Origin of the sequence: Bradyrhizobium sp. BRP56 (assembly GCF_020194035.1) — a bacterium.
Taxonomy (GTDB): Bacteria; Pseudomonadota; Alphaproteobacteria; order Rhizobiales; family Xanthobacteraceae; genus Bradyrhizobium; species Bradyrhizobium australafricanum.
Genome location: NZ_JADYVV010000029.1, coordinates 79,757 through 102,634 on the forward strand (window position 1 = coordinate 79,757; position 22,878 = coordinate 102,634).

A 22,878-nucleotide genomic window follows, 5' to 3' on the forward strand; every position below is an offset into this window, starting at 1 on the left:
TCAGGCAGCAGCCGCGAACGAGGTCACATCGACGATACGGTCGGCGATCAGATGACGGATTTCGTCGTCATGGACAATCGCGACCATCGCGACGCCCTTGGTCTTTTTCTCGGCAATCAGCTCGACCACCACGGCGCGATTCGCCGCATCGAGCGAAGCGGTCGGCTCGTCCAGCAGCAGGATCGGCAGATCCGAGATGAAGCCGCGCGCGATGTTGACACGCTGCTGCTCGCCGCCGGAGAAGGTCGAGGGCGGCAAGGTCCACAGCCGCTCCGGAATGTTGAGCCGGCGCAGCAGCTGGCCGGCGCGCGCGCGGGCCTCCTCGCGTGCCACGCCGTTGACGATCAAGGGCTCGGCGACGACGTCGATCGTCGCCACCCGCGGCACGGCGCGCAGGAACTGGCTGACATAGCCGATGGTCGAGCGGCGGATGCTCAGCACCTGGCGCGGCTCGGCGGTGGCAAGGTCGACAACCTTGCCGTGATGGCGGATGCCGATCCGGCCGCTGTCGCAGCGGTAGTTGCCGAAGATCATCTTCAGGATGGAGGATTTGCCGGCGCCCGACGGGCCCGACAGCACCACGCACTCACCCGGATCGGCGTGAAACGAGACGCCGCGCACCACGGGCAGTTCGACGCCGCCCTGCAGGTGCATGGTGAAGGTCTTCTCGGCGTCGGCAAGTTCGATCATCGCGGTCATTGGCACGCTCATGGCGGAAGAATCGAGGAAACGAGTAGCTGCGTATAGGGCTCACGCGGATCGTCAAGCACCTGGTCGGTGAGGCCGGTCTCGATGACGCGGCCGCCCTTCATCACCATCACGCGATGCGAGAGCAAGCGCGCCACCGCCAGATCGTGGGTCACGACGATCGCGGCAAGCCCGAGCTCGCTGACGAGGTTGCGCATCAGGTCGAGCAGGCGGGCCTGCACCGAGACGTCGAGGCCGCCGGTCGGCTCGTCCATGAACACCAGCCGCGGCTCGGTGACGAGGTTGCGGGCGATCTGCAGCCGCTGCCGCATGCCGCCGGAATAGGTCTTCGGCGCGTCGTCGATGCGGCCGGTATCGATCTCGACCCGCTCCAGCCAGGTCGACGCGGTGTCGCGAATGCGGCCGTAATGATTCCAGCCGACCGCCATCAGCCGCTCGCCGACATTGGCGCCGGCCGACACGCCCATGCGCAGGCCCTGCGCCGGATCCTGGTGCACGAAGCCCCAGTCGGTGCGAAACAGGAAGCGCCGCTCGGCCTCGCCGAGCTCGGCGAGATCGCGCAGCACGCCGTCGCGCATCCGATAGCACACCCGGCCGGCGCTCGGCGCGAGCTGCGCCGAGAGCAGCTGCAGCAGCGTCGACTTGCCCGAGCCGGACTCGCCGACGATCGCCAGCACCTCGCCGGGATAGAGTGCGAACGAGACGTCGCGGCAGGCCGCCAGCCGGCCGTAGTTCTTGGCAAGCCCCTCGGCCACCAGCAGCGGCTCATCGTTGTCGAGGCTTGAGAGCTCAGACATGCGCCTTCTCCTTGTGCGGCGCTGCGCTCTCGGTGCCGTGATGGCCGGCGGCCTGGCGCTGCTCGCAGAAGTCCGTGTCGGAGCAGACAAACATCCGCCCGCCCTTGTCGTCGGTGACGATCTCGTCGAGATAGGAATTGTCGGCGCCGCACAGCGCGCAGGGCGCGTTGAAGCGGTAGCGCGTGAACGGGTGATCCTCGAAGTCCAGCGAGACCACGTTGGTGTAGGGCGGGATCGCGTAGATGCGCTTTTCGCGGCCGGCGCCGAACAGCTGCAGCGCCGCGCAATTGTCCATCTTCGGATTGTCGAATTTCGGTGTCGGCGACGGGTCCATCACGTAGCGCGCGTTGACCTTCACCGGATAGGCGTAGGCGGTGGCGATATGGCCGAAGCGCGCGATGTCCTCGTAGAGCTTGACGTGCATCAGCCCGTATTCGGCGAGCGCGTGCATGCGCCGCGTCTCGGTCTCGCGCGGCTCGAGGAAGCGCAGCGGCTCGGGGATCGGCACCTGATAGACCAGCACCTGCCCGGCATGCAGCGAGGCCTCGGGAATGCGATGCCGGGTCTGGATCACGGTCGCGTCCGTGGTCGAGGTCGTGGTCGCGACACCAGCGGTCTTGCCGAAGAACTTGCGGATCGAGATCGCGTTGGTGGTGTCGTCCGAGCCCTGGTCGATCACCTTCAGCACGTCGTCGGGACCGAGGATCGCGGCCGTCACCTGCACGCCCCCGGTGCCCCAGCCATAGGGCATCGGCATCTCGCGGCTCGCAAACGGCACCTGATAGCCGGGGATCGCGATCGCCTTGAGGATCGCGCGGCGGATCATCCGCTTGGTCTGCTCGTCGAGATAGGCGAAATTGTACGTCGGCGCGTTCATTCCGCGGCCTCCTGCATTTCCACGGCCTCGTTGGCTTCCGCGAACTCCTGTCGCAGCTTGCGCAAGAGGCCGAGCTCGGACTGGAAGTCGACATAATGCGGCAGCTTGAGATGCTCGACGAAGCCGGTCGACTGGACATTGTCGGAGTGCGACATCACGAACTCCTCGTCCTGCGCCGGCGCCGCCGCCTCCTCGCCGAGCTCGCGCGCACGCAGCGCGCGATCGACCAGCGCCATCGACATGGTCTTGCGTTCGCTCTGGCCGAAGGCGAGGCCATAGCCGCGGGTAAAGCACGGCGCCTCGGTGGTCGAGCCCTTGAACTGGTTGACCATCTGGCACTCGGTCAATTCGATCGAGCCGAGCGGCACGGCAAAGCCCGCGTCCTCGGCGAAGAACTCGACCTCGACCTCGCCGAAGCGGATCTCGCAGGCAAACGGGTGATTGCGGCCGTAGCCGCGCTGCGTCGAGTAGCCGAGCGCGAGCAGGAAGCCCTCGTCGCCTCGCGCCAGATTCTGCAGCCGCAGATCGCGGTCGGCCGGAAAGCTCAGCGGCTCGCGCGTGAGGTCGCCGACCGGCGTGTCGCTATCGGCCTGCGGCGAGGATTCGATCAGGCCGTCACGGCCGAGAATGTCGGTGACCCGCGGCGTCGCCGCCTGCGAGGCTTCCGCGGTCTCCGGCTGCTCGGGTACAAAACCTTCCGCAAGCTGCGGATCGAGCAGGCGATGGGTGTAATCGAAGGTCGGCCCCAGGATCTGGCCGCCCGGAACGTCCTTGAAGGTCGAGGAGATCCGCCGCCGTACCTGCATCTCGCCGGTGTTGACCGGCTCGGTGGCGCCGAAGCGCGGCAGCGTGGCGCGGAAGGCGCGGACCAGGAAGATCGCCTCGATCATGTCGCCGCGCGCCTGCTTGATCGCGAGCGCCGCGAGCTCGCGATCGTAGAGCGAACCTTCGGTCATGACGCGATCGACGCCGAGCGCGAGTTGCTCGGAAATCTGTGCCAGCGTCACCTCGGGCACGTCGCGGTCGCCGCGCCGCTCATGCGCGAGCAGACGATGGGCGTTCTCGATGGCGCGCTCGCCTCCCTTGACGGCTACATACATCGCTCACACTCCGCTTGCGATCAGCCGCGTGGTGCGCGGGATCGCCACAATGGCATCGTCATGGACCAGCACGACATCGATGCCGCGCGGGAACAGGGCTTCGTTGATCGCAAGCCGCTGGAACAGGTCGCGCGGCTTGAGCATCGCCTGCAGCACGGCGCTGCCGTCGATGCCGGGCCCTTTCAGCTCGAAGGCCGGCCCCTGCGTCAGGCTGTCGACCTGCAGGATCAGCGTGGTCGACCGGTCAGGATATTCGCTGCTGCCGAATGCGAAGCGATCGAGCGCCGGCAGGCTCGCGGCATCGCCGATCAAAGCGAAGCTCGCGATCGAGGAATCGGCCACCACCGGCGCGCTGGCGTGAAACTTCAGCCAGCGGGCGACGTCCGGCGTCGCCGACATCGCAGCGTCAAGCCAGATCGGCGTGTCGTGATCGAACAGCGTCGCCGCGATCGCGGCCGAGCCGCGCATCATGCCGGCCGGTGTTCCGACGCTCGCGGCGACGCGCTGCACGCTGCCCGGGCGCGCCATCGCATCCATCACGGAACGGAAAGTCGACTGCGCCGACAGCACCTTGTCGGCAAAGCCCGCGGGCATTTCGGCAATCGTCGTCATTGCATCATCCCTCACCGCGCACCATCGTGTAGAAATCGACCCGCGTCGCCGCGGTTTCCGCCGCCTTGCGGCCGCGTTCGGCGTTCATGGCGACGCGCAGCGGCGCGATCACCTTGGCCTCCACCTCCCCGGACAGCTCCGCCGACTGCACCATGGCGTCGCACAGTGCGATCATCTGCGCCTTCCGCGCGTCGCGGCCGAGCGTGTAGCCGAAGCCGACCTCGCCGGTCGCAAGCCGCACCGCCGCGCGCGACACCGTCGCCTCGCCGAGATTGAACGGCGCACCGTCGCCGCCGATCCGCCCGCGCAGCATCACAAGGCCGTTTTCCGGCTCACGCAGGTTCTCATGCGCGGGCAGCGCGATCGCCGCCAGCCTGCCGGCGATATCAGCAGCGGCGGCGTGCGCCAGCACCGTCATCGCGGCCTTGCGCTGGGCCTGTTTGCTGTTTGGTCCGGTCGAACTCATGGGCAAACCTTTGGGCAACCTTGCTTGCATCAAGTTGTCTATGATACTAGACAACTTGATAGCGGAGCGCCATGACTGTTTCGTGACAAACCAAAGATTTCTGGTATCACCGCGCCATGAGCATGCAGGAAAGTTCCGGCGTCGCCTTGTGGCGGCAGGTCGCCGACGGCATCGAGCGCGGCATCGCTGACGGCCGCTTCGCCGCCGGCGAAAAGCTGCCCGGCGAGATGGAGATCGCCGAGACGTACCGGGTCAACCGGCACACCGTGCGGCGGGCGCTCGCCGCATTGGCCGAGCGCGGCCTGGTGCGCGCGGAACGCGGTAGCGGCACCTATGTCGAAGCCCAGCGCCTCGCCTATCCCTTGCGCTCACGCACGCGATTTTCCGAGATCGTCGGCGCCGGCGGTCACGAGCCGCGCGGCCAGCTGATCGATGCGAGCAGCGACACCGCCAATCGCGAGATCGCGCGCGAGCTCGGCCTGAGGATCGGTGCGCCGCTGATCCGGATCGAAGCAGTGCGGCTCGCCGACCGGACGCCGATCTGCGTTTCCACCACCTGGCTGTCGGCCGAGCGGTTTCCCGATGCCGGCAGCGTGTTCGCCAACGTCCGCTCGATGACGAAGCTGCTCGGGCATTACGGCGTCAAGGACTACCACCGCGCCTCGACCCGGATCACCGCGGCGATCGTCGATGCGACCGACGCCGCGCGGCTCGACCTGCCGCTGGGACGGCCGGTGCTGGTGGTCGACGCCACCGACGTCGACATGCTGGACCAGCCGCTGGTGACCAAGCGCTCGCGCTTCGCCGCCGAGCGCGTGGAGTTTCTGGTCGAGAACGGCTGACGATGAACTCTTCTCCCTCGCCCCGCTCTTGCGGGGAGAGGGTTGGGGTGAGGGGCTGTCTCCGCGAATCCTGGAAGCCGTGAGTCCCCGGAGAGTCCCCCTCACCCGGAATTTGCGCTACGCGAAAATTCCGACCTCTCCCCGCAAGAGCGGGGCGAGGTAGGGTCCTACACCACCGCCCTTTGCCCGATGATCGCAAAGCGCAGCTTGCTCGAGATGAAGTCGATCGCGGCGACCGCGATCAGGATCATCAGGATCAGGAACGACACCTTCTGCCACTCCAGCACGCGGATCTGCTCTGCAAGCTGCAGGCCGATGCCGCCGGCGCCGACGATGCCGATGATGGTGGCCGAACGGGTGTTCGACTCGATGAAGTAGAGCACCTGCCCGGCGATCACGGGCAGCACCTGCGACAGCAGGCCGAAGCGGATTTCGTGCAGCGCGTTGCCGCCGGAGGCGCGGATGCCCTCGACCTGCTTGCGATCCGCGGCCTCGATCGCCTCCGAGAACAGCTTTCCAAACGCGCCGAAGTCCGACACCATGATCGCGAGCACGCCGGCGAACGGGCCGAGGCCGACGACGTTGATCCAGACCAGCGCCCAGATCAGCGTATCGACGCCGCGGATCGAATCGAGGAAGCGGCGCACCGGAAAGCGGATCAGGTTCGAGGGGATGATGTTGCGCGCCGCCAGCAGGCTGACCGGCAGCGCCAACAGCGCGGCAAGCGTGGTGCCGAGCACCGCGATCGACAGCGTCTCGCCGAGCGCCTGCATGTAGAGCGGGAACGACGAGCCCGGATTCGGCGGGAGCATCAGCATGGTGATCCAGCCGAGCTGGCCGAGGCCCGCGATCAGCCTGGACGGCGAGAAATCGAGATCGACCAGTCCGAACACGAAGATCGCGAGCGCCGCCGCGATCATGGCCGGCATCGCCAACCGTGCCGATGCGGGACGTTCGAAGACGTTGGGGTACTTCGCGCGCAGTTCCGTGGTGTTCGGCCTCGGCATCTGGCTCATCGACGGGTCTCCTTGCCGAACAGCCGGCCGCGCAGCCAGCCGGTCGAGATGTCGATGATGAAGACGGTGACGATGATGGTGATGAGGATGGCGCTGACGTCGGAATAGTAGAACTTGCGGATCGCGACCACCAGCTCCTGGCCGATGCCGCCGGCGCCGACGAAGCCCATCACCGACGCCTCGCGGACGTTGATCTCGAAGCGCAGCAGCGCATAGCTGGCATAGCCGGCCGAGACCTGCGGCAGCACGGCAAAGCGCATGCAGGACAGCCAGCTCGCGCCGGTGGAGCGGATGCCCTCGACCGGCTTCATGTCGGCATTCTCGACGATCTCGGCAAACAGCTTGCCGAGCGCCCCGGTGGTGTGGATCGCGATCGCCAGCACGCCGGCCATCGGCCCGAGGCCGAACGCGATCACGAAGATCAGCGCGAACACGATGCCGGGGACGGTGCGCGCGAATTCCAGCAGGCGGCGGATCGTGAAACGTACCCATGGGCCCGGCGACGTATTCTGGGCCGCGAAGAAATTGAGCGCGAAGGCGAGCACCGCACCCGTCAACGTGCCGACATAGCTGATCAGGATCGTCTCGCCGAGCATCTTCAGCCACTTATGCCAACCCCAGAACCATTCGGCGGGATCGGTCCAGATCCGCGCGCCGGAATCCAGCGTCAGGATGCGATCGAAATAGCTGACGAAATTGCCGAAATAGGTGAACAGCGTGCGCAGGTTCACTTCCGCGCCGAACGCCGCGATCACCAGCACCGCACAGAATGCCGCCGTTGCCAGCGCGGCCTTCAACCGCTTGCGTGCGACGGACTTGCGGTAGGCGTCCTCCAGCGTCGCCAGCTGCTGCGCTGGAAGAATGGATACGGCGGTCGCCATCGACGCGTGCCAGTCCGGTTCGGAGTTGAGTGGGGAGAAAGGGCCGGGCTATACGCCCGGCCCTCGTGACGTCAGGCGTGCGATCAGCTCGCCTTCTTGCGCAAACCGTCGACGAACTTGATCAGCTCGATGGTGCCGTCCCAATCCTTGGTGGTGGCGGGATGGAAGCCCTTCTTCTGACCGTCGGACAGACGGTCGAAGGCGGCCTTGTCCTTGGTCGGGGCGTCGAAGAAGGCCTTTGCGATCGCAGCCTTCAGGCCCTCCGGAAGATCGGTGTTGTACGCATAGGGGCCGTTGATGATCAGCGCCGACTTGTGGATGATGCGGAAATCATCCTTCTTCATCGCCGAGCCGTCGGCATTCTTCAGCATGCCCTTGGTCAGCATCTGGGCGAGCGTGGAATCGTCCTCGTTGGTCCACTGGTTGGCGGCCACATCAACAGTTCCCTGCGACAGCGCCAGGACGGCGTTCTCGTGGCTGCCGGTGAACACGACCTTGCCGAAATAGCCTTCGGCATTCGCAATGCCCATCTTGTTGAGTTCGAAGCGCGGCACGTTGTTGCCGGATGTCGAGTTCGGATCGACCAGGCCGAGATTCTTGCCTTTCAGGTCCTCGACGGTCTTGTAGGGGCTCGACGCCTTGACGAAGAACACCGAGTAATAGCCGGTCGAACCGTCGGCGTTCATATCGTTGGCGAACGCGTCGGTCTTGACGCCGGTCAGGCGCGCGCGAGAGAACGAGGCCGAGCCGTAGCTGGCGATCTGGATGTTGCCGGCGCGCTGGCCTTCGATGACGGCCGCGTAGTCGTTGGCGATGCGCAGTGTGACCTTCACGCCGAGCTCCTTCGACAGATACGCCACGAACGGCGTCCAGCGCTCGGTGACGCCGGAGGCGTTCTCGGCCGGCACCACCGCGAAGGTGAGCTCCGGGTATTTTGCCTTCCAGTCCTGCGCGGAGGCCGAACCGGCAAATGCCAGCGCGGCGGCGCCGGCCAGAATGATGCGACGAGTGAACATGACTACCCCTCTTTGTTGTAGTTGCACCTGTTGGCCGGGCAAAATGCCCGGCCCCCCAGATTGAAAAATGCGCGACGCTCAGGCCGCGGCTGCGGTGCCGAGTGCCGGCGCAGTTGTACCGTCGGGCGCGGGCAGCGGTGCTGCGCCGATGACGTCATTGGCCTCGAGGTCATAGAGCTCGCGGGCGATATGGTCGGTGAGCGCCGCGGGAGCGCCATCGAACACCACGCGACCCGCGGCCATGCCGACCAGGCGATCGCAATAGGTCCGCGCCAGGTCGAGCGAGTGCAGATTGCAAAGCACCGTGATGCCGAAATGCTTGTTGATGCGCAGCAGCGCGTCCATCACGATCTTGGTGTTGCGCGGATCGAGCGAGGCGATCGGCTCGTCGGCGAGAATGATGTCGGGCTCCTGCACCAGCGCGCGCGCGATCGCGACGCGCTGCTGCTGGCCGCCGGAGAGCTGGTCGGCGCGCTGTGCCGCCAGCTGGGCGATGTCGAATTGCTCGAGCGCCGACAGCGCGAGCGCCCTGTCCTGCTCCGGCCAGACCTGCGCCAGCGAGCGCCATGACGGAATCTGGGCCAGCCGGCCCATCAGCACGTTGGTCAGCACGTCAAGGCGGCCGACCAGATTGAACTGCTGAAAGATCATCGCCGAGCGCGCGCGCCACCGCCGCAGTTCCTTGCCGCGCAGCGCGGTGACGTCGGTGCCTTCGAACAGGATACGGCCGGAGGTCGGATCGGCGAGACGGTTGATCATCCGCAACAGCGTCGACTTGCCGGCACCGGAGCGGCCGATCACGCCGACAAAGCTGCCCGGCGCGATCGAAAAGGACGCGTTGTCGACTGCGGCTTTCGTGCCGAAACGGCACGTCAAACCTTCCACCACCAGCATGTAATGCTCCAACCGCGCCTCGTTGGGCCATCGCTATCCCCGGCGTTTTACAGTTATGTGACGACAGCGCTGCGGTGCGGCGATCGTCCACACCCGTCCCTTGTCGCTCCCTTGCCGTCATCGCAACGTCATGATGTTGTCATCAAGCATCCCGATGACGAGCGCGCATCCCCCGGAAGCCCAAGATTCTTGAAGATTTGCGGAGGCCCTGATGGCCGGAAAAACACTCTCGGTTGTGCCGACCGTCGACCCGACCGCGTCAGTCCGTGAGAGCAAGCTCGGCAAATATACCGAGGTCGGCGCGCGCACGATCCTGCTTGAAGTCAGCATGGATGACTATTCCTACGTCGTGAACGACAGCCAGATCACCTACACCTCGATCGGCAAGTTTTGCTCGATCGCGGCGATGACCCGCATCAACCCCGGCAACCACCCGATGCATCGCGCGACTCAAGCGCACTTCACCTACCGCGCCAGCGCGTATTTCCCTGGAGAGAGCGACGACACCGACTTCTTCAACTGGCGACGTGCGCATCACGTGCATATCGGCCATGACGTCTGGATCGGTCATGGTGCGATCCTGTTACCAGGACGGAACATCGGAACCGGCGCCGTCGTCGCCGCCGGCGCGATCGTGACCAAGGACGTTCCCGCCTACACCATCGTGGCCGGTAATCCGGCGCGGCCGGTGAAGCGGCGCTTCTCCGAGACGATCGCCGACCGCCTCGCCGCGCTCGCATGGTGGGATTGGGATCACGAAACACTTCGTCGTGTCCTGCCCGACTTTCGCAAGCTCGCGGTCGAGGAATTCCTCGACAAGCATGAGGCCGAGGCCGTATCCCAATCACGGAACAAACAACGGAGCGCCGCATCGTGACGGACATTATTTTCATCGAGGGCGGGCGCACGCTGGTTGACGGCGCCCTGGTCGAGACCTCGCTGCGGACCTCAGGTCGCGACATCGGCGCGCTCGACGCCGAGCAGGGTCGCGCCGCGCTTCACATCGATGCCAGTGGCCTCCTGGTGCTGCCCGGCATCATCGACCTGCATGGCGATGCATTCGAGCGGCAGATGATGCCGCGCCCCGGCGTCGACTTCCCGACCGACGTGGCGCTGATCGACAGCGACCGGCAGGCGATCGCCAACGGCATCACCACCGTGTTCCATGGCACGACCTGGTCGTGGGAGCCCGGCCTGCGCAGCGCCGAGAATGCGCGCAAGCTGCTCGACGCGATCGAGGCGCTGCGGCCGCAGCTCGCCGCCGACACCCGCTTCCATCTGCGCCACGAGACCCACAATCTCGAGGCCGAGGCCGAGATCATTCAATGGCTCAGTGAAGGCCGCATCGACCTTTTCGCCTTCAACGACCACAGCAACGTCAAGCCGAAGAAGCGCAACCAGCTGGCCGAGCGCACCGGGCTCTCCGTCGAGGCCGTCAACGACATGCTCGACCGGATCGTGGCGCGCCGCCCCGAGGTGCCGGCCTCGATCGCGCGACTGGCCGCTGCCGCGCGCGCGGCCGATATCCGCATGCTCTCGCACGACGACAACAGCCCGGCGATGCGCCAGGAGTTTCGCGCGCTGGGCGCCACGATCGCCGAATTCCCTGTCAATGAGGAGACCGCGCGCGATGCCGCTGGGGCGGGCGACTTCATCGTGTTCGGCGCGCCCAATGTGGTGCGCGGCGGCAGCCACACCGGCTGGACCAAGGCATCCGACATGATTGCACAGGGCCTCTGCTCGGTGCTGGCGTCGGACTATTACTATCCGGCGCAGCTGCTTGCGGCGTTTCGCCTCGTCGCCGACAGCATCCTGCCGCTCGCCAAAGCCTGGGACCTGATCTCGTCGGCGCCGGCCCGAGCGGCCGGGCTCGCCGACCGCGGCGTGCTCGCCGCGGGCCGCCGTGCCGACATCATCGTCGTCGACGAAAAGGCGCCGTTGCGGCCGCGCATCGTCGCCGTGATCTCAGCCGGACGGCTGGTGCATCTGGCGGACGCGAGCTGCCTCGTTCATTCGCGCGCACCGCGCAAGACGGTTGCGGCGGCGTAGCCCAGTCCTATGACCAGCACTCCGCGCTACGCGATCTATTATGCGCCGTCGCCCGACAGCGCCCTGCACCGCTTCGGTTCGACGCTGCTCGGCTACGATGCGGTGTCGGGCGACGACCTGCCGTTTCCCGATGGCGTCGCGTCCGACTGGCGCGAGGTGACCGAAGATCCGCGCAAGTATGGATTCCACGCCACGCTGAAAGCGCCCACCGCGCTCGCCGACGGTCGGAGCGAGGCCGAGCTTCTCGATGCCTGTGCCGCCTTCGCCGGCCGCGCGCGGCGCATTCCGGTGATCGAACCGGTGGTCGATGCGATCAGCGGCTTCATCGCGGTGATCCCGGCCAGCCGCTCGGACGACCTGCAGCAGCTTGCCGCCGATTGCGTCACCGAATTCGACGCGTTCCGCGCGCCGCTGACGCCGGAAGATCGCGCGCGCCGCAGGCCAGAGAAACTCACCGCGCGGCAGTGCGACTATCTCGACCGCTGGGGCTATCCCTACGTCATGGAGGAGTTCCGCTTCCACATGACGCTGACAGGGCGGCTGAGCGACGAGCGGCGCGGCCCGATCGTGGCGCAGCTGCGCATACGGTTCGCGGCGGTCGACCTCACGCGGCTCGCAATCGACCGCATCGCGCTGTTCAAGCAGACCGACAGCGCATCGCGCTTCCGCATCATCGGCAGCTGGCCATTGCGCGGCGACCAATAGCGACGCCTCCCTCCTGAGAGAATGTGGCGCTTTGCGCCGCCGTCATTGCGAGGAGCGATAGCGACGAAGCAATCCATCGTTCCGCACATGCGGTGCGATGGATTGCTTCGCTCCGCTCGCAATGACGGGCACCATGAAGCGCTCGTGACACGAGTAGGCTAGTTCGGCTTCAAGAGCTCGGCCAGCAGCCACTTCTTGAATTTCTGCAGCGCGCGACTGCGCTGCGCGCCCGGCGGATGAACCAGCCAATAGCTGCCGGTGACGTGGCCGCCCGGCAGGAGCCGGCGGATCGTGCCGCGCCGCTCGCTTTCGGCGATGAAGGGTTCGAGCGCGAGCGCGACGCCGGCACCGCGTTCGGCGGCCTGCAGCGCGGCTACGAAGCTGTCGACAGAGATCGCGCGCGTGGCAGCCGGCACGGGTTCGCCGGCATGCCTGAACCAAAGCGGCCAGGCTGCGGGGAATGTCGTCACATGGATCAACGCAGCGCGGCCGAGGTCGGCGGCACTGCGCAGCTTCAATCGCCGCGCTAATGCCGGCGCACCGACCGGAACGGTCCTCACCTCCATCAAGCGATGCGCGACGACGCCTTCCGGCTTGTCGGGCCCGAAGCTGATGCCGGCATCGAATGTCTCGGCGTCGAAATCGACATTGCGGTTCGAGGTCTCGATCGCAAGATCGAGCTCGGAATGCCGTGTGAGGAACGAGGATAGCCGCGGGATTAGCCAAGCCGACGCGAACTGCGGCAGCACCTTGAGCCGTAGCCGGCGCTGGCCGGCCGCCTCGACCGCCGATTCCGCCTGCGCCAGCAGTGCAAACGCACGACCGGTCGCGGCGGCCAGCTTCTCACCGGCAGGAGTCGGCCGAACCACGCGATGGGCACGGTGAAACAGCGCGACGCCGAGATGGATTTCGAGATTGCGAATGCGATGGCTGATCGCCGAGGCGCTGACATTCAGCACGCCCGCGGCCTCCTTGAAGCTGCCGAGCCTGACTGCGACATCGAACGCCTGCAATGCCAGCAGATGAGCCGGCCGAAGGCTCGATGCAGCGAGGTCGTCCCTGCCTTGCGACGGTGGCCGGCGCCCCGGCCTCGGGTTGTTCCTGCTCATGGGACCGATCCTAGCGGCCGCCCGCCGTCGATGTCGCGCAGAAAAATGCATTCGGATGAATGTCATTCATCCGAGTGCGGCTCGTTTCGCTTGTCGCCTGAGGCGCAATACGAAATCCTGCCGCTCGAAGCAGACCGGCGGCAAGCCCGGCCAACAGAGCGGGAGGACAGCAATGAAGGCACAGCTCGCGGACGAAGCCTCCATCGTCGACCGCATCCTCAGGCATATCGATGCGAAATCGACCGATCTCAGCGACGGCGTCTGGCACGAACCCGTCGCGCATTATCTGTCGCAGGTTCGCTTCGCCGCCGAGATCGAACATGTGTTCCGCCGCACGCTGACGCCGTTCTGCCCGTCGGCCGCGCTCGCCGAGATCGGCGCCTATGTCGCGCGCGACGCGGCGCTGACGCCTGTTGTCGCGATCCGCGGCGCGGACGGCGTCGCGCGCGCCTTCCGCAATGCATGCCGTCACCGCGGCGTGCAGCTGGTCGACGGCGCCGGCTGCCGCAAGGCGCTGACCTGCCGCTACCACGGCTGGACCTACGGCCTCGACGGCCGGCTCCGCGGCATCCCCGACGACTACGGCTTTCCCGACCTCGACAAGACCACGCATGGCCTCGTGGCGGTCACCTGCATCGAGCGCGACGGTCTGGTGTTCGTCTCGCAGGACGATCCGGCCGCAACGTCGGATGCGAGCGACATGCCGACATTGTTTGGCGACGGCTGGCAGCTCTACTCGACAGCCTCTCAGGACGTCGAGGCCAATTGGAAGATCGTCGCTGAAGGCTTTCTCGAAGGCTACCACATCCGATCGACGCATCAGGATACGTTCTATCCTCTGCAATACGACAATCTCAACGCGATCGAATCGTTCGGCCGCAACAGCCGGATCAGCTTCCCCTATCGGCGCATCGAGAAGCTGCGCAATGTGCCCCCGGGCGAACGCAGAACGACCGGCATGTTGACGCACGTCTATCACCTGTTTCCCAACGTGATGCTGTCGACCTTCCCGACCAATCGGTTGATGACGGTGCTCGAACCGCTCGCCGTGGACCGCACCCGGCTCGTCACCTACACGCTCTCGAACCAGATCACCGCGGAAGACGAACGCGCCGCGGTCGCCCAGGGACGCGACTTCGTCACATCAGGCGCCGCCGAAGATCGCGAGATGGCCTGCGCCGCGCAGCGCGGGCTAGCAACCCGGGCGAACACCCACTTCACCTTCGGCCTGTTCGAGGGTGCGATCAGGCATTTTCACCAGAACCTTGCGGCGGTCATCGAAAGCCGCGCAAGCGCACGCTGAGCCGCTCCAACATTGCGTAGCGAGAACCGAACATGTTGGACCACCCGACCGTCAGATACCGAACTGAGCAGGCCATCGCGATCGTCACCATCGATCGCTACGACGAGGCGCGCAACGCGGTCAATCCGGAGACGGCGCAGGGGCTCGCACAGGCCTTTCGCACCTTCGATCGCGATCCGTCGCTGTCGGTGGCGATCCTGACCGGCGCGGGCGGCGCGTTCTGCGCCGGCTTCGACCTGAAGCGCACCGCGGCCGGGCATCGCGGCCACCGTGTCGAGAACGGCGACGGCCCGATGGGCCCGACGCGGATGAAGCTGTCGAAGCCGGTGATCGCCGCCGTCGAGGGACCCGCCGTGGCGGGCGGCCTCGAGCTTGCGATCTGGTGCGATCTTCGGGTCGCCGCGCGTGACGCCACCTTCGGCGTCTATTGCCGGCGCTTCGGCGTGCCGTTGATGGATCTCGGCACCGTGCGCCTGCCGCGGCTGATCGGGCACAGCCGCGCGATGGACATGATTCTCACCGGACGCGGCGTCTCCGGCGAAGAGGCCGGACGGATCGGGCTCGCCAACCGCGTGGTCGTCCCCGGCACGGCGCTGGCCGAAGCGCGCAGCCTCGCCCATGATCTGTGCCGCCTGCCGCAGGCGGCGTTGCGCAGCGATCGGCTGTCCGCGATCGAGCAATGGGAACTCGGCTGGGAGCAGGCCACGCTGAACGAATTTCGGCTCGGGCTTTCGACGGTTGCGAGCGGCGAAACCGAGGCGGGCGCGCGACGCTTCGCGGCCGGCAAGGGCCGCCACGGCGATTTCGCCGACATCGCCTGAGACAACGCGCGAGCCGGCGGCGGCGCTAGTGCTCCTCCACCCGGGTGCGGGCGATGATCTCGGCGGCGCCCTTCTCCAGCAGCTCCATGCCCACGGCGCGGCCGAGCTCGCGCGGCCGATCCGCCGGCCCGCGCCGCGTCACCTCGATGAAGCCGGCGCCGGCCTCGTCGAGCACGGAGGCGCGCAGCGTCATCTCGCTGCCCGCGAGCGTGGCGTGGCCGGCGATCGGTGAATTGCAATGACCGTTGAGCACCCACAGCACCTCGCGCTCGGCCTCGGCGGCGAGCCGCGACTGCACGTTGTCGATCCCGGCAAGCCGCGCACGCGTCGCCCAGTCGGTCTCGGCGCATTCCACCGCGACAATGCCCTGGCCGACCGCCGGCAGCATCTCGCCGACCGAGAAATCATGCGCGATGCGCGCGGTCATGCCGATGCGCTCCAGGCCCGAGCGCGCCATCACCAGCGCATCCGCCGGCCCGACCTCGCCGCCGCCGGGCAGCCGCTGCTTGTCGCCGCGATCGAGCTTGGCCACGCGCGTGTCGGCGGCGCCGCGATAATGGATCACGGTCGCTTCCGGAAACAGCCGGCGCAGATAGGCGGCGCGGCGCACCGCGTTGGTGCCGATCATGAATCCCTTGCCGCGCGCGGCGCGGAGGGTGTCCAGCGACAGGCCGGGACGCAGCACGAGGCTGTCATTGGCGGCATCGCGCGCCAGCATCGCGGCGATGACGAGACCCGGCGTCTCCTCGTTGCCCGGCACGTCCTTCAGCGAATGCATCGCCGCCTGCAAGGTGCCGGCGCGCGTGGCTTCGCGGATCTCGGCGACGAAGGCGCCGCCCTTGCCGCCATGGCGCAACAGCTTGCTGGTCTGGTCCTGGTCGCCGCGGGTCTCGAACTTGACGATGTCGACGGCAAGGTCCGGCGCCGAAGCGCGCAGCAGGCGCGCGACCTCATCCGTCTGCGCGAGCGCCATCGCGCTCTTGCGCGTCCCAATCCGCAAAACCTGTCCCGACACGAAAGCTCCGCTGCGCGTGATCATCAACGGTGGGGGATTAGAACAAAAAGCCAGTCAAAACAACGGTTTTTGCCCCTTTTTGGCGACGCTCAGACGAACTCCTCGACAAGCTCCACCCCGGCCGCGCGCATCGCCGCGGTGGCGACGGCAAGCGAACCGCCGAGATCGATGGCGCGGCAGCCTGCCAGCACCACCGTGGTCCCGAAACCGAGCCGGCGCGCATCGAGCGCCGAATACTGCACGCAATAGTCCGTGGCGAGCCCCGCCATCACGATGCGCCTGAGGCCGCGCTCGCGCAGATAGCCGGCGAGCCCGGTCGGCGTCTTGCGGTCGTTCTCGAAGAACGCCGAATAGGAATCGATCGCGGACCGGAACCCCTTGCGGATCACGAGCTCGGCCCGCTCGGTGGCGAGGTCAGGATGAAACGCGGCGCCCGCGCTGCCCTGGATGCAATGATCCGGCCACAGCGTCTGCGGCCCATACGGCATGGCGATCGCGGAGAACGGCGCCGCGCCCGGATGCGAGGTCGCAAACGAGCTGTGGCCCGCCGGATGCCAGTCCTGGGTCAGCACGACATGGTCGAACCGGCCGGCCAACCGGTTGACGACCGACACGACGGCATCGCCGTCCGCGACCGCCAGCGCACCGCCGGGGCAGAAATCGTTCTGCACGTCGATGAGCAGGAGCAGATCGTCGGGCGCAATCTTCATCAGGTGCCTATCCGCAATGACGCGCGCAGCTTGCGCAGGCAGGCGATCACCGACAGCGCGGTGATGCGGCCGGTCTTCGGGTTCTCCGAGGGAATGTTCTCGATCATCATCGAGAACCGCGCGGAATCGGAATCGACCTCGATCCGGTGGGTGTTGCGGGTCACGGTCGGATCCGCCCAGATCTCGACCCTTGTGCGGTCGGGGCCGATGCCGGCCAGCGACAGCGCCACCGCGACGTTGAGGTTGGCCGGAAAACCCTTTGCGGCGTCGCGCGCACTGCCCTCGAAGATGCGCAGCGGCTCGGTGATGCCTTCGATCCGGATGTTGTTCTCGACCAGATGCGGCGCGCCGACGAGGCCCGCGACCGGCTTGCGCGTCACCAGCCTCGCCGAATGAATGGTCCCGATCGCCGCGGCGGTCACCGCATCGAGCCCGATCAGCGCGCCGGTCGGCACGATGATCTGGCCGCCATGGGCTCTCGCAAGATCGACGAGGTCCTCGTTCTGCAGCAGCGCGCCGACGCTGAGCACGACCGCGGTCTTGCCGCGCTCGACCACCGGCGCCACGATTGCGCGGACCAGCTTGCTCGGCGCGCACTCGACCACGATGTCGGCGACCTCGGCCAGCTGCTCGATCGGCACCAGCTTCGGCGCAGACTTGAGCTCCGCCACCCAGCCGCGATGCTTGTCGGGGCTGTTCGCCGACACCGCGACCAGCGTCAGGCCCTCGATGCCCTGATCGAGCGCCTTGACGACGTCGGTGCCGATCGCGCCGAGGCCGGCGACCGCAACCCGTGTCCTTGTCTTGCTGTCAGCCATCATTTCCCGCCGGCGAGCATCTTGACCAGGCGATAGAGATACTCCTCGCCCTCGTAGAACGACTTGACGAGCACGCGCTCGTCCTTGCCATGGATACGGTTGTCGTCGACATCGGCGGCCAGCCCGGAGTGACCATAGGTCGGAATCCCCGCGTTACGCAGATAGCTGCCGTCGGTCGCACCGGTGCTCATGACCGGAACGATCGACGCATCCGGCCAGAACTCCTTCGACAGCTTCTCGATCGAACCCATGATCTCCTCATTGAGGGGCGACGGCGGGCTCAGCACGGCCTTGCCGGTCGGAGCCACCGCGATCTCCTTGTCGGCGAGCACCCGCTCGATCGTCGCCTGCACGCCCTCGACCGGCTCGCCGGGCAGGATCCGGCAGTTCACCTTGGCGGTCGCCAGTTGCGGCAGCGCGTTAATGGCGTGGCCACCCTCCAGCATGGTCGCGACGCAGGTGGTGCGGAGCTGCGCATTATAGCCCGGATTCTCCGACAATCGCGCCAGCGCCGCCGGGTCGGGCTGCGGCGCCAAAATGGCCTTGATATCGTCGGCATGCGAGTCGACCTCGGCGGTCTTGGTGAAATAGATTCGCGTGATCTCGTTGAGATTCATCGGGAAGTCGTATTTGGAGAGTCGCACCAGGCCTTCGGCGAGGCGATAGATCGCATTGTCCTTGCGCGGCAGCGACGAGTGGCCGCCGCGATCCTTCACCGTGAGCTGGTAGCCGATCGAGACCTTCTCGCTGGTCTGCACGCTGTTGCGGATCGCCTTGCCGTTCTTGAGACCGACGCCGCCGCCTTCATTGAGCGCGAACTCGGCATCGATCAGATCGCGGTGGTTCTTGATCAGCCACTGCATGCCGAGACCGTTGGCATCGAGGATCTCCTCGTCGGTCTCGAGCGCCACGATGATGTCGCGATCGGGCTTGTAGCCCTCCTTCTTGTAGCGGATCAGATTGGTGATGAAGGCGGACGCCATGTATTTGTCGTCGCTGGAGCCGCGACCGTAGAAATAGCCGTCCTGCTCGGTGAGCTTGAACGGATCGACCGACCAGTCCTCGCGATTGGCGGGGACGACGTCGATATGGGCAACCAGGAGGATCGGCTTGCGCGCGCCGGAGCCGTGCAGCCGCGCCACCAGATTGCCCTTGTGCGGCGCCGGCGAGAACACGTGCACGTCGGCCTCGGGGAAACCCGCCGCGCGGAGCCGCGCGCCCATCGCCTCCGCCGCCTTCTGGGTATCGCCGGTCGCGGTGGTCGTGTTGATCTCGACCAGTTCCTGGTAGATGCCGCGGGCGAATTGCTGCTGCTCGGTCAGCCCCTGCGCCGCGGCGCCGGCTGCCAGCAGCACCGGACCGAGCGCCGCCGCGAGCCGCAGCAATCGAACCGTGTCTCTAGCCTTGTGCGACATCGTACTCTCCCGGAATTCCGCCGCCTGATTGGAGACGAATTCAGACAGGCGACACGCGCTTTGGCAAGACGGCGAGCCCTTCAATTTCCGCGCGCATGCTCCGCGGTTTCGCGCACGCTATTTGCAGTCCTTATTTCGAGTCCTTGGCCGCGATCACCTCGATCTCGACCAGGAATCCGGGATTGGCGAGCGCTGCGACGCCGACCACCGAGCGCGCCGGCAGGTTCGGCTGGCTGCCGCCGAAGAATTGGGTGTAGCCCTCCATGAAGGCCTTGAAGTCCATCGGCGCGGATGCGTTGTGCACCAGGAATACCTGCATCTTGACGACATCGCCCATGCCAAGGCCCTGGCCTTCCAGAATGCCCTTGATGCGGTTGAGCACGCCGACGGTCTGCGTCTTGGTATCGCCATAGGCCTGCGGGCTCGACGGATCGGCGTCCTTGTTGATCGCCGGCGGCACCTGGCCGCTGACATAGACGGTCGTGGTGTTGCCGGTGACGGTCACGGCCTGCGCGATCGGGAATGTCGAGTTGGGAATCGGATGCCTGACCACATCCGCGCAGGCGACCGTCGCCACCGCGGATAGCGCCGCGCCCAGTGCGATACCGATGAATTTCATCAAACTCTCCCCGAGTGTTTTTGTCAGCGGCGGGCGTCCTGGACATCCTTGGTCGTCACCGCGTCCTCATAGTTGTTGCTGAAGTGCGTCCGCAGATAATTCACAACGGCGGCGATCTGACCATCGGTCATCATGTCGCCGAACGCCGGCATGCCGCGGCGGCCGTTGATGACCAGGAAGACCGGATAGCTGCCGGCCTCGAGATTCTTGTTGCCGGCCAGCGACGGATAGCTGCCCGCCCCGCTCGCGCCCGTCGCATCCGGCATGTGGCAGCCCTGGCACACATTGGCGAACAGCTCCTCGCCGGTCATCTCGACGAAGCGGTAGCCCGAAGAGAAGGTGCGCTTGCCCGCGCCACTGTCCTGCCCAAGGGCTGCCGTCGCCGACAGCAGCGCCAGTGCAGCGATGGCGGATGTTGCGGTCCGCATCATCATGTCTTCACCACGCGTTCGTGCAGCCGGGAGATGACGTCGAGCGCGGACAGGATGGCGCCCTCCTGCCAGGCCGGCAGTTGCGAGGCGTGCTCGCCCGCCAGCACGATACGGCCGTCGATCTGGCAGAGATTGCGGTAATGCTGCGCGCGGGCGGCTTCGGTCCATTCGCCGGCGCAGCCGAGCGTGAACGGCACGCGATGCCAGGCCACCGCGACACCGTTCTCGAATTCGTTTCTGTACTGCGGATGGATTGCGGCGCCGAACTCGACCGCGCTGGCGACCCGCTCGGCCGGCGTCATCGCGGTGAACTCGAAGGAATTGGCACCGCCATACATGTAGGCGCCGAGCAGGATGCCGCGGCCGCCGCGGTTGAAGCCATAGTTCGGATAGGCGATCTGCCGGATCGGCAGGTCGGTGTAGCTGATGCCGCCATAGATCGCGTCATCCTCCTCCCAGAACCGCCGCTTGAACTGCAGGCCGATCTTCACCGAGGCGGCATAGGGCACGGAGTCGATCGCACTCTTCATCGGCGCGCTGACATCGACCGGCAACTGGCTCAGGATCGGCAACGGGATGGTGCAGATGCACCAGTCGGCGGTGGCCTGCTGCACCGTGGATGGACTGGCGGTGTCGACATAGCTCACGGTGACGCCGGAGCCGTTCTGCTGGATCTGCGTCACCTTGGCACCATAGCGGATGAGATCGCCGACCTCGCGCGCGAACGCCTTGCCGATCATGTCCATGCCGCCGACCGGCTGGAACATGGTGGTCTGGAAATCGTAGCGCGCAAACGTCTGCAGATAGCGCCACATCCGCGACCGCAGCAGCTCCTGCAGCGAGATCGGGTCGCTGGGCAGCGGATCGCCCATCAAGCCGCCGCCGGGATCGCGCGCATAACCGCGGAACTCGGCCGACACGAGGTTGGCATTGTACTTGTAGTCGCGATCCAGCGCGCCCCAGTCGCGCAGCGACTGCAACAGAATCTCCTGATCTTCCTTGCCGACGGTCTCGTCGAGCCGGCCCTGCTGGGTGATCTTTGCGAGCAGCTCCGAAACCCCGCCCTGGAAATCCGCCTTGATGCTGCGAAAGCGCTGCGGCTTGCCGCCGAATGCACGCGTCGCGTGCAGATAGGCGTTGTGATTGAGCTGGATGAAGGGTTCCAGCGTCACATTGAGCCGGCGGCAGTAGTCGAGCAGCGCACGGTGATGATAGGGAATCCGCCACGGGCCGGGATTGAGATAGAGCCCCTGTTCGAACTGGCTGGTCTGCCTGAAGCCGCCGAGCTCGACAAAACTGTCGCCGCCGCGGATCGACCAGTTGCGGCCGCCGGCGCGGCTGTTAAATTCGAGGATCTGGACCTTGTAGCCGGCCTTGCGCAGCTCCAGCGCCGCCGTCATCCCGGCAAGCCCCGCGCCGAGAATCAGCACCGAGGCGCCCTTCACGTCGCCCGCGAGCTTGAGCGGCCCCTTGTAGGCGGATTCGGACGCGAAGCCGAGGCTCGTCATCGCGTGATACATCGCCGAACTGCCGGCAATGGTGCCAATCAGCGCCAGCAGATCCCGCCGCCTGATCACAGATTCGTTCTGCACCCGCGCTCACCCAGCCGCTGACGTCGATGGCGAAGGGAAACGGTTGACGCGATCCGTGTCAAGAAAGGGCGCACGCTTCCACATGCACCCACACGCGCTTTTGATGCATCACGCGACCGACACATCACACCACGCGTTCGCGATGCACGCGCCGGCAATCCATTTCGAAGTCGAGGCCAACCACCGGCGGCCGGTCGAAATGCCAGGTCAAGCCGTTGCGAAGCACGCCGCGGCGGCCGAGCTCGCTTTCCAGCACCGGATAGGCATCGTGCACGGTGTAGAGCTGCACCGCGGTGGTGTCCTGCCAACGGCCGCCGAACGCGCTCATCCGGCGTTCCATCTCGTCGGCCACGAATTTCGCCTTCGCCAGGAGGCCGGCCGGGCTGGTGTCGCCAAGGGCTACGGTATGATCGCGATAATTGGCCTTGCCCTCGACCGACTCGCCGCTGCCGGCGACGACGAAGCTGGTTGGTTCGTCCTTGGCGGCCGGCACCGTGTAGCAGAAGGCGTGGAAGCTCGGCTCGCCGGGCGGATCGAGCTTCGGACAGACATTGCTGCGAGCCACCGGATTGACGCCGTCCCGCATCACGTCCCAGGCGACCAGCGTCTTGATGTAGATCTCGTTGAAGGCCCTGAACCCGTCCTCGGTGAACGGCGCCGGGGAACGCAGTTCGCAGGCGCCGAATGCCGTCAGCGGACGACCCGCCGCTTTGATGATGTCGGCAATCCTTGCAAAACCCGCGGCCAACGGTACCGGTTCAGAGAACCTGACGCGCTCGATGGCAAAGCCGGGCAGCGCAGCGATGCCGCAGGAATACTGGCTGACGCCGGGCATGAAGCGGTAGCCGCCGTCGGAAGCCTCGATGGTGTTGGTCATGGTGCCTCGTGAACACGGTGATGTGGCCGTCGCGATGACGTCTCGCTTGATTTCACCACAGCTGTCGTCCCTGCGAAAGTTTGGTCCCTGCTGATTGGTTTGATGGAATCGGTGTAGAACGAGGCGTGGCCTTTGTCAGGGAGCACCTCGGGTCATGGAACTGAGCCTGCACGCGAACGCCACGACGACGCCGAAGACGCGCGCC

The 22,878-nt window shown here is 66.3% G+C and carries 25 protein-coding genes; 6 read left to right on the forward strand and 19 right to left on the reverse strand.

Annotation, left to right across the window (positions count from 1 at the left end):
• The 6 genes from phnL to phnG are packed head-to-tail and all read right to left on the reverse strand — an operon-like array spanning nucleotide 1 to nucleotide 4,560.
• Nucleotides 1–699 (reverse strand): phosphonate C-P lyase system protein PhnL, encoded by a 699-nt coding sequence (gene phnL / locus I6F38_RS21175; protein ID WP_028334536.1) that lies wholly within the window; start codon nucleotides 697–699, stop codon nucleotides 1–3.
• Nucleotides 700–707: 8 nt separating this feature from the next.
• Nucleotides 708–1,505 (reverse strand): phosphonate C-P lyase system protein PhnK, encoded by a 798-nt coding sequence (gene phnK, locus I6F38_RS21180; RefSeq protein ID WP_028339544.1) that lies wholly within the window; start codon nucleotides 1,503–1,505, stop codon nucleotides 708–710.
• Nucleotides 1,498–2,382 (reverse strand): alpha-D-ribose 1-methylphosphonate 5-phosphate C-P-lyase PhnJ, encoded by an 885-nt coding sequence (locus I6F38_RS21185; protein WP_225161669.1) that lies wholly within the window; start codon nucleotides 2,380–2,382, stop codon nucleotides 1,498–1,500. Before I6F38_RS21185 ends, phnK begins: the two co-directional genes overlap by 8 nt.
• Nucleotides 2,379–3,482: a carbon-phosphorus lyase complex subunit PhnI gene (locus I6F38_RS21190; protein ID WP_225161670.1), complete on the reverse strand. Its 1,104-nt coding sequence runs from the start codon at nucleotides 3,480–3,482 to the stop codon at nucleotides 2,379–2,381. The genes I6F38_RS21185 and I6F38_RS21190 overlap by 4 nt, the downstream gene beginning before the upstream one ends.
• A 3-nt stretch (nucleotides 3,483–3,485) precedes the next feature.
• Nucleotides 3,486–4,094 carry a phosphonate C-P lyase system protein PhnH gene (gene phnH / locus I6F38_RS21195; protein ID WP_225161671.1) on the reverse strand — a complete coding sequence of 203 codons (609 nt, stop codon included), beginning with the start codon at nucleotides 4,092–4,094 and terminating at the stop codon, nucleotides 3,486–3,488.
• 4 nt (nucleotides 4,095–4,098) lie between these two features.
• Complete coding sequence (gene phnG / locus I6F38_RS21200; RefSeq protein ID WP_225161672.1) at nucleotides 4,099–4,560, reverse strand: phosphonate C-P lyase system protein PhnG; 462 nt, start codon at nucleotides 4,558–4,560, stop codon at nucleotides 4,099–4,101.
• 116 nt (nucleotides 4,561–4,676) lie between these two features.
• On the opposite strand from phnG, the gene phnF reads away from it, so the two are divergent.
• Complete coding sequence (gene phnF / locus I6F38_RS21205) at nucleotides 4,677–5,402, forward strand: phosphonate metabolism transcriptional regulator PhnF (protein WP_225161673.1); 726 nt, start codon at nucleotides 4,677–4,679, stop codon at nucleotides 5,400–5,402.
• A 167-nt stretch (nucleotides 5,403–5,569) separates the two neighbouring features.
• Here phnF and phnE (I6F38_RS21210) read toward each other — a convergent pair whose 3' ends face one another.
• From phnE (I6F38_RS21210) to phnC, 4 genes are all read right to left on the reverse strand, one after another.
• Complete coding sequence (gene phnE / locus I6F38_RS21210; protein WP_225161674.1) at nucleotides 5,570–6,418, reverse strand: phosphonate ABC transporter, permease protein PhnE; 849 nt, start codon at nucleotides 6,416–6,418, stop codon at nucleotides 5,570–5,572.
• A complete protein-coding gene (gene phnE / locus I6F38_RS21215; protein WP_225161675.1) occupies nucleotides 6,415–7,299 on the reverse strand; it encodes a phosphonate ABC transporter, permease protein PhnE in 885 nt (294 codons plus the stop codon). The genes phnE (I6F38_RS21210) and phnE (I6F38_RS21215) overlap by 4 nt, the downstream gene beginning before the upstream one ends.
• Before the next feature lie 83 nt (nucleotides 7,300–7,382).
• Nucleotides 7,383–8,315: a phosphonate ABC transporter substrate-binding protein gene (gene phnD, locus I6F38_RS21220; RefSeq protein WP_225161676.1), complete on the reverse strand. Its 933-nt coding sequence runs from the start codon at nucleotides 8,313–8,315 to the stop codon at nucleotides 7,383–7,385.
• Between the two features lie 78 nt (nucleotides 8,316–8,393).
• Entirely contained in the window at nucleotides 8,394–9,209 is an 816-nt protein-coding gene (gene phnC / locus I6F38_RS21225) for a phosphonate ABC transporter ATP-binding protein (RefSeq protein WP_225161677.1), read from the reverse strand.
• Nucleotides 9,210–9,420: 211 nt separating this feature from the next.
• On the opposite strand from phnC, the gene I6F38_RS21230 reads away from it, so the two are divergent.
• The 3 genes from I6F38_RS21230 to I6F38_RS21240 are packed head-to-tail and all read left to right on the forward strand — an operon-like array spanning nucleotide 9,421 to nucleotide 11,963.
• A complete protein-coding gene (locus tag I6F38_RS21230) occupies nucleotides 9,421–10,086 on the forward strand; it encodes a chloramphenicol acetyltransferase (protein WP_225161678.1) in 666 nt (221 codons plus the stop codon).
• Complete coding sequence (locus I6F38_RS21235) at nucleotides 10,083–11,258, forward strand: alpha-D-ribose 1-methylphosphonate 5-triphosphate diphosphatase (RefSeq protein WP_225161679.1); 1,176 nt, start codon at nucleotides 10,083–10,085, stop codon at nucleotides 11,256–11,258. Before I6F38_RS21230 ends, I6F38_RS21235 begins: the two co-directional genes overlap by 4 nt.
• A 9-nt stretch (nucleotides 11,259–11,267) precedes the next feature.
• A complete protein-coding gene (locus tag I6F38_RS21240) occupies nucleotides 11,268–11,963 on the forward strand; it encodes a DUF1045 domain-containing protein (protein WP_225161680.1) in 696 nt (231 codons plus the stop codon).
• 158 nt (nucleotides 11,964–12,121) lie between these two features.
• Here the strand turns inward: I6F38_RS21240 and I6F38_RS21245 are convergent, their stop codons facing one another.
• Nucleotides 12,122–13,072 (reverse strand): LysR substrate-binding domain-containing protein, encoded by a 951-nt coding sequence (locus I6F38_RS21245; protein WP_225161681.1) that lies wholly within the window; start codon nucleotides 13,070–13,072, stop codon nucleotides 12,122–12,124.
• Between the two features lie 172 nt (nucleotides 13,073–13,244).
• Between I6F38_RS21245 and I6F38_RS21250 the strand changes: the two genes are divergently transcribed.
• Complete coding sequence (locus I6F38_RS21250) at nucleotides 13,245–14,375, forward strand: SRPBCC family protein (protein ID WP_225161682.1); 1,131 nt, start codon at nucleotides 13,245–13,247, stop codon at nucleotides 14,373–14,375.
• Between the two features lie 32 nt (nucleotides 14,376–14,407).
• Nucleotides 14,408–15,196, forward strand: coding sequence for a crotonase/enoyl-CoA hydratase family protein (locus I6F38_RS21255; RefSeq protein ID WP_225161683.1), 789 nt, complete (start codon nucleotides 14,408–14,410; stop codon nucleotides 15,194–15,196).
• A gap of 25 nt (nucleotides 15,197–15,221) precedes the next feature.
• Here I6F38_RS21255 and hemC read toward each other — a convergent pair whose 3' ends face one another.
• From hemC to I6F38_RS21295, 8 genes are all read right to left on the reverse strand, one after another.
• Entirely contained in the window at nucleotides 15,222–16,235 is a 1,014-nt protein-coding gene (hemC, locus tag I6F38_RS21260; protein WP_225161684.1) for a hydroxymethylbilane synthase, read from the reverse strand.
• 65 nt (nucleotides 16,236–16,300) lie between these two features.
• Nucleotides 16,301–16,921, reverse strand: coding sequence for a bifunctional nicotinamidase/pyrazinamidase (gene pncA / locus I6F38_RS21265; protein ID WP_225161685.1), 621 nt, complete (start codon nucleotides 16,919–16,921; stop codon nucleotides 16,301–16,303).
• A complete protein-coding gene (locus I6F38_RS21270; RefSeq protein ID WP_225161686.1) occupies nucleotides 16,921–17,739 on the reverse strand; it encodes an aspartate dehydrogenase in 819 nt (272 codons plus the stop codon). The genes pncA and I6F38_RS21270 overlap by 1 nt, the downstream gene beginning before the upstream one ends.
• Nucleotides 17,739–19,154 (reverse strand): M20/M25/M40 family metallo-hydrolase, encoded by a 1,416-nt coding sequence (locus I6F38_RS21275; RefSeq protein WP_225161687.1) that lies wholly within the window; start codon nucleotides 19,152–19,154, stop codon nucleotides 17,739–17,741. Before I6F38_RS21275 ends, I6F38_RS21270 begins: the two co-directional genes overlap by 1 nt.
• A 130-nt stretch (nucleotides 19,155–19,284) precedes the next feature.
• Nucleotides 19,285–19,773, reverse strand: a complete 489-nt coding sequence (locus I6F38_RS21280; RefSeq protein ID WP_225161688.1) for a Rid family hydrolase — start codon at nucleotides 19,771–19,773, stop codon at nucleotides 19,285–19,287.
• A gap of 23 nt (nucleotides 19,774–19,796) precedes the next feature.
• Nucleotides 19,797–20,207 carry a cytochrome c gene (locus I6F38_RS21285; RefSeq protein WP_225161689.1) on the reverse strand — a complete coding sequence of 137 codons (411 nt, stop codon included), beginning with the start codon at nucleotides 20,205–20,207 and terminating at the stop codon, nucleotides 19,797–19,799.
• The gene (locus I6F38_RS21290) at nucleotides 20,204–21,796 is read right to left on the reverse strand and encodes a flavin monoamine oxidase family protein (protein WP_225161690.1); all 1,593 of its coding nucleotides are present in this window, start codon (nucleotides 21,794–21,796) and stop codon (nucleotides 20,204–20,206) included. The genes I6F38_RS21285 and I6F38_RS21290 overlap by 4 nt, the downstream gene beginning before the upstream one ends.
• Nucleotides 21,797–21,920: 124 nt before the next feature.
• The gene (locus I6F38_RS21295) at nucleotides 21,921–22,673 is read right to left on the reverse strand and encodes a hypothetical protein (protein WP_225161691.1); all 753 of its coding nucleotides are present in this window, start codon (nucleotides 22,671–22,673) and stop codon (nucleotides 21,921–21,923) included.
• Between the last annotated feature and the right edge of the window lie 205 nt (nucleotides 22,674–22,878).

Excerpts from the sequence above, each read along its gene's own strand:
- phnL (WP_028334536.1), bottom strand. The coding sequence starts at position 699 with ATGACCGCGATGATCGAACTTGCCGACGCCGAGAAGACCTTCACCATG.
- phnK (WP_028339544.1), bottom strand. The coding sequence starts at position 1,505 with ATGTCTGAGCTCTCAAGCCTCGACAACGATGAGCCGCTGCTGGTGGCC.
- I6F38_RS21185 (WP_225161669.1), bottom strand. The coding sequence starts at position 2,382 with ATGAACGCGCCGACGTACAATTTCGCCTATCTCGACGAGCAGACCAAG.
- I6F38_RS21190 (WP_225161670.1), bottom strand. The coding sequence starts at position 3,482 with ATGTATGTAGCCGTCAAGGGAGGCGAGCGCGCCATCGAGAACGCCCAT.
- phnH (WP_225161671.1), bottom strand. The coding sequence starts at position 4,094 with ATGACGACGATTGCCGAAATGCCCGCGGGCTTTGCCGACAAGGTGCTG.
- phnG (WP_225161672.1), bottom strand. The coding sequence starts at position 4,560 with ATGAGTTCGACCGGACCAAACAGCAAACAGGCCCAGCGCAAGGCCGCG.
- phnF (WP_225161673.1), top strand. The coding sequence starts at position 4,677 with ATGAGCATGCAGGAAAGTTCCGGCGTCGCCTTGTGGCGGCAGGTCGCC.
- phnE (WP_225161674.1), bottom strand. The coding sequence starts at position 6,418 with ATGAGCCAGATGCCGAGGCCGAACACCACGGAACTGCGCGCGAAGTAC.
- phnE (WP_225161675.1), bottom strand. The coding sequence starts at position 7,299 with ATGGCGACCGCCGTATCCATTCTTCCAGCGCAGCAGCTGGCGACGCTG.
- phnD (WP_225161676.1), bottom strand. The coding sequence starts at position 8,315 with ATGTTCACTCGTCGCATCATTCTGGCCGGCGCCGCCGCGCTGGCATTT.
- phnC (WP_225161677.1), bottom strand. The coding sequence starts at position 9,209 with ATGCTGGTGGTGGAAGGTTTGACGTGCCGTTTCGGCACGAAAGCCGCA.
- I6F38_RS21230 (WP_225161678.1), top strand. The coding sequence starts at position 9,421 with ATGGCCGGAAAAACACTCTCGGTTGTGCCGACCGTCGACCCGACCGCG.
- I6F38_RS21240 (WP_225161680.1), top strand. The coding sequence starts at position 11,268 with ATGACCAGCACTCCGCGCTACGCGATCTATTATGCGCCGTCGCCCGAC.
- I6F38_RS21245 (WP_225161681.1), bottom strand. The coding sequence starts at position 13,072 with ATGAGCAGGAACAACCCGAGGCCGGGGCGCCGGCCACCGTCGCAAGGC.
- I6F38_RS21250 (WP_225161682.1), top strand. The coding sequence starts at position 13,245 with ATGAAGGCACAGCTCGCGGACGAAGCCTCCATCGTCGACCGCATCCTC.
- I6F38_RS21255 (WP_225161683.1), top strand. The coding sequence starts at position 14,408 with ATGTTGGACCACCCGACCGTCAGATACCGAACTGAGCAGGCCATCGCG.
- hemC (WP_225161684.1), bottom strand. The coding sequence starts at position 16,235 with ATGATCACGCGCAGCGGAGCTTTCGTGTCGGGACAGGTTTTGCGGATT.
- pncA (WP_225161685.1), bottom strand. The coding sequence starts at position 16,921 with ATGAAGATTGCGCCCGACGATCTGCTCCTGCTCATCGACGTGCAGAAC.
- I6F38_RS21270 (WP_225161686.1), bottom strand. The coding sequence starts at position 17,739 with ATGGCTGACAGCAAGACAAGGACACGGGTTGCGGTCGCCGGCCTCGGC.
- I6F38_RS21275 (WP_225161687.1), bottom strand. The coding sequence starts at position 19,154 with ATGTCGCACAAGGCTAGAGACACGGTTCGATTGCTGCGGCTCGCGGCG.
- I6F38_RS21280 (WP_225161688.1), bottom strand. The coding sequence starts at position 19,773 with ATGAAATTCATCGGTATCGCACTGGGCGCGGCGCTATCCGCGGTGGCG.
- I6F38_RS21285 (WP_225161689.1), bottom strand. The coding sequence starts at position 20,207 with ATGATGATGCGGACCGCAACATCCGCCATCGCTGCACTGGCGCTGCTG.
- I6F38_RS21295 (WP_225161691.1), bottom strand. The coding sequence starts at position 22,673 with ATGACCAACACCATCGAGGCTTCCGACGGCGGCTACCGCTTCATGCCC.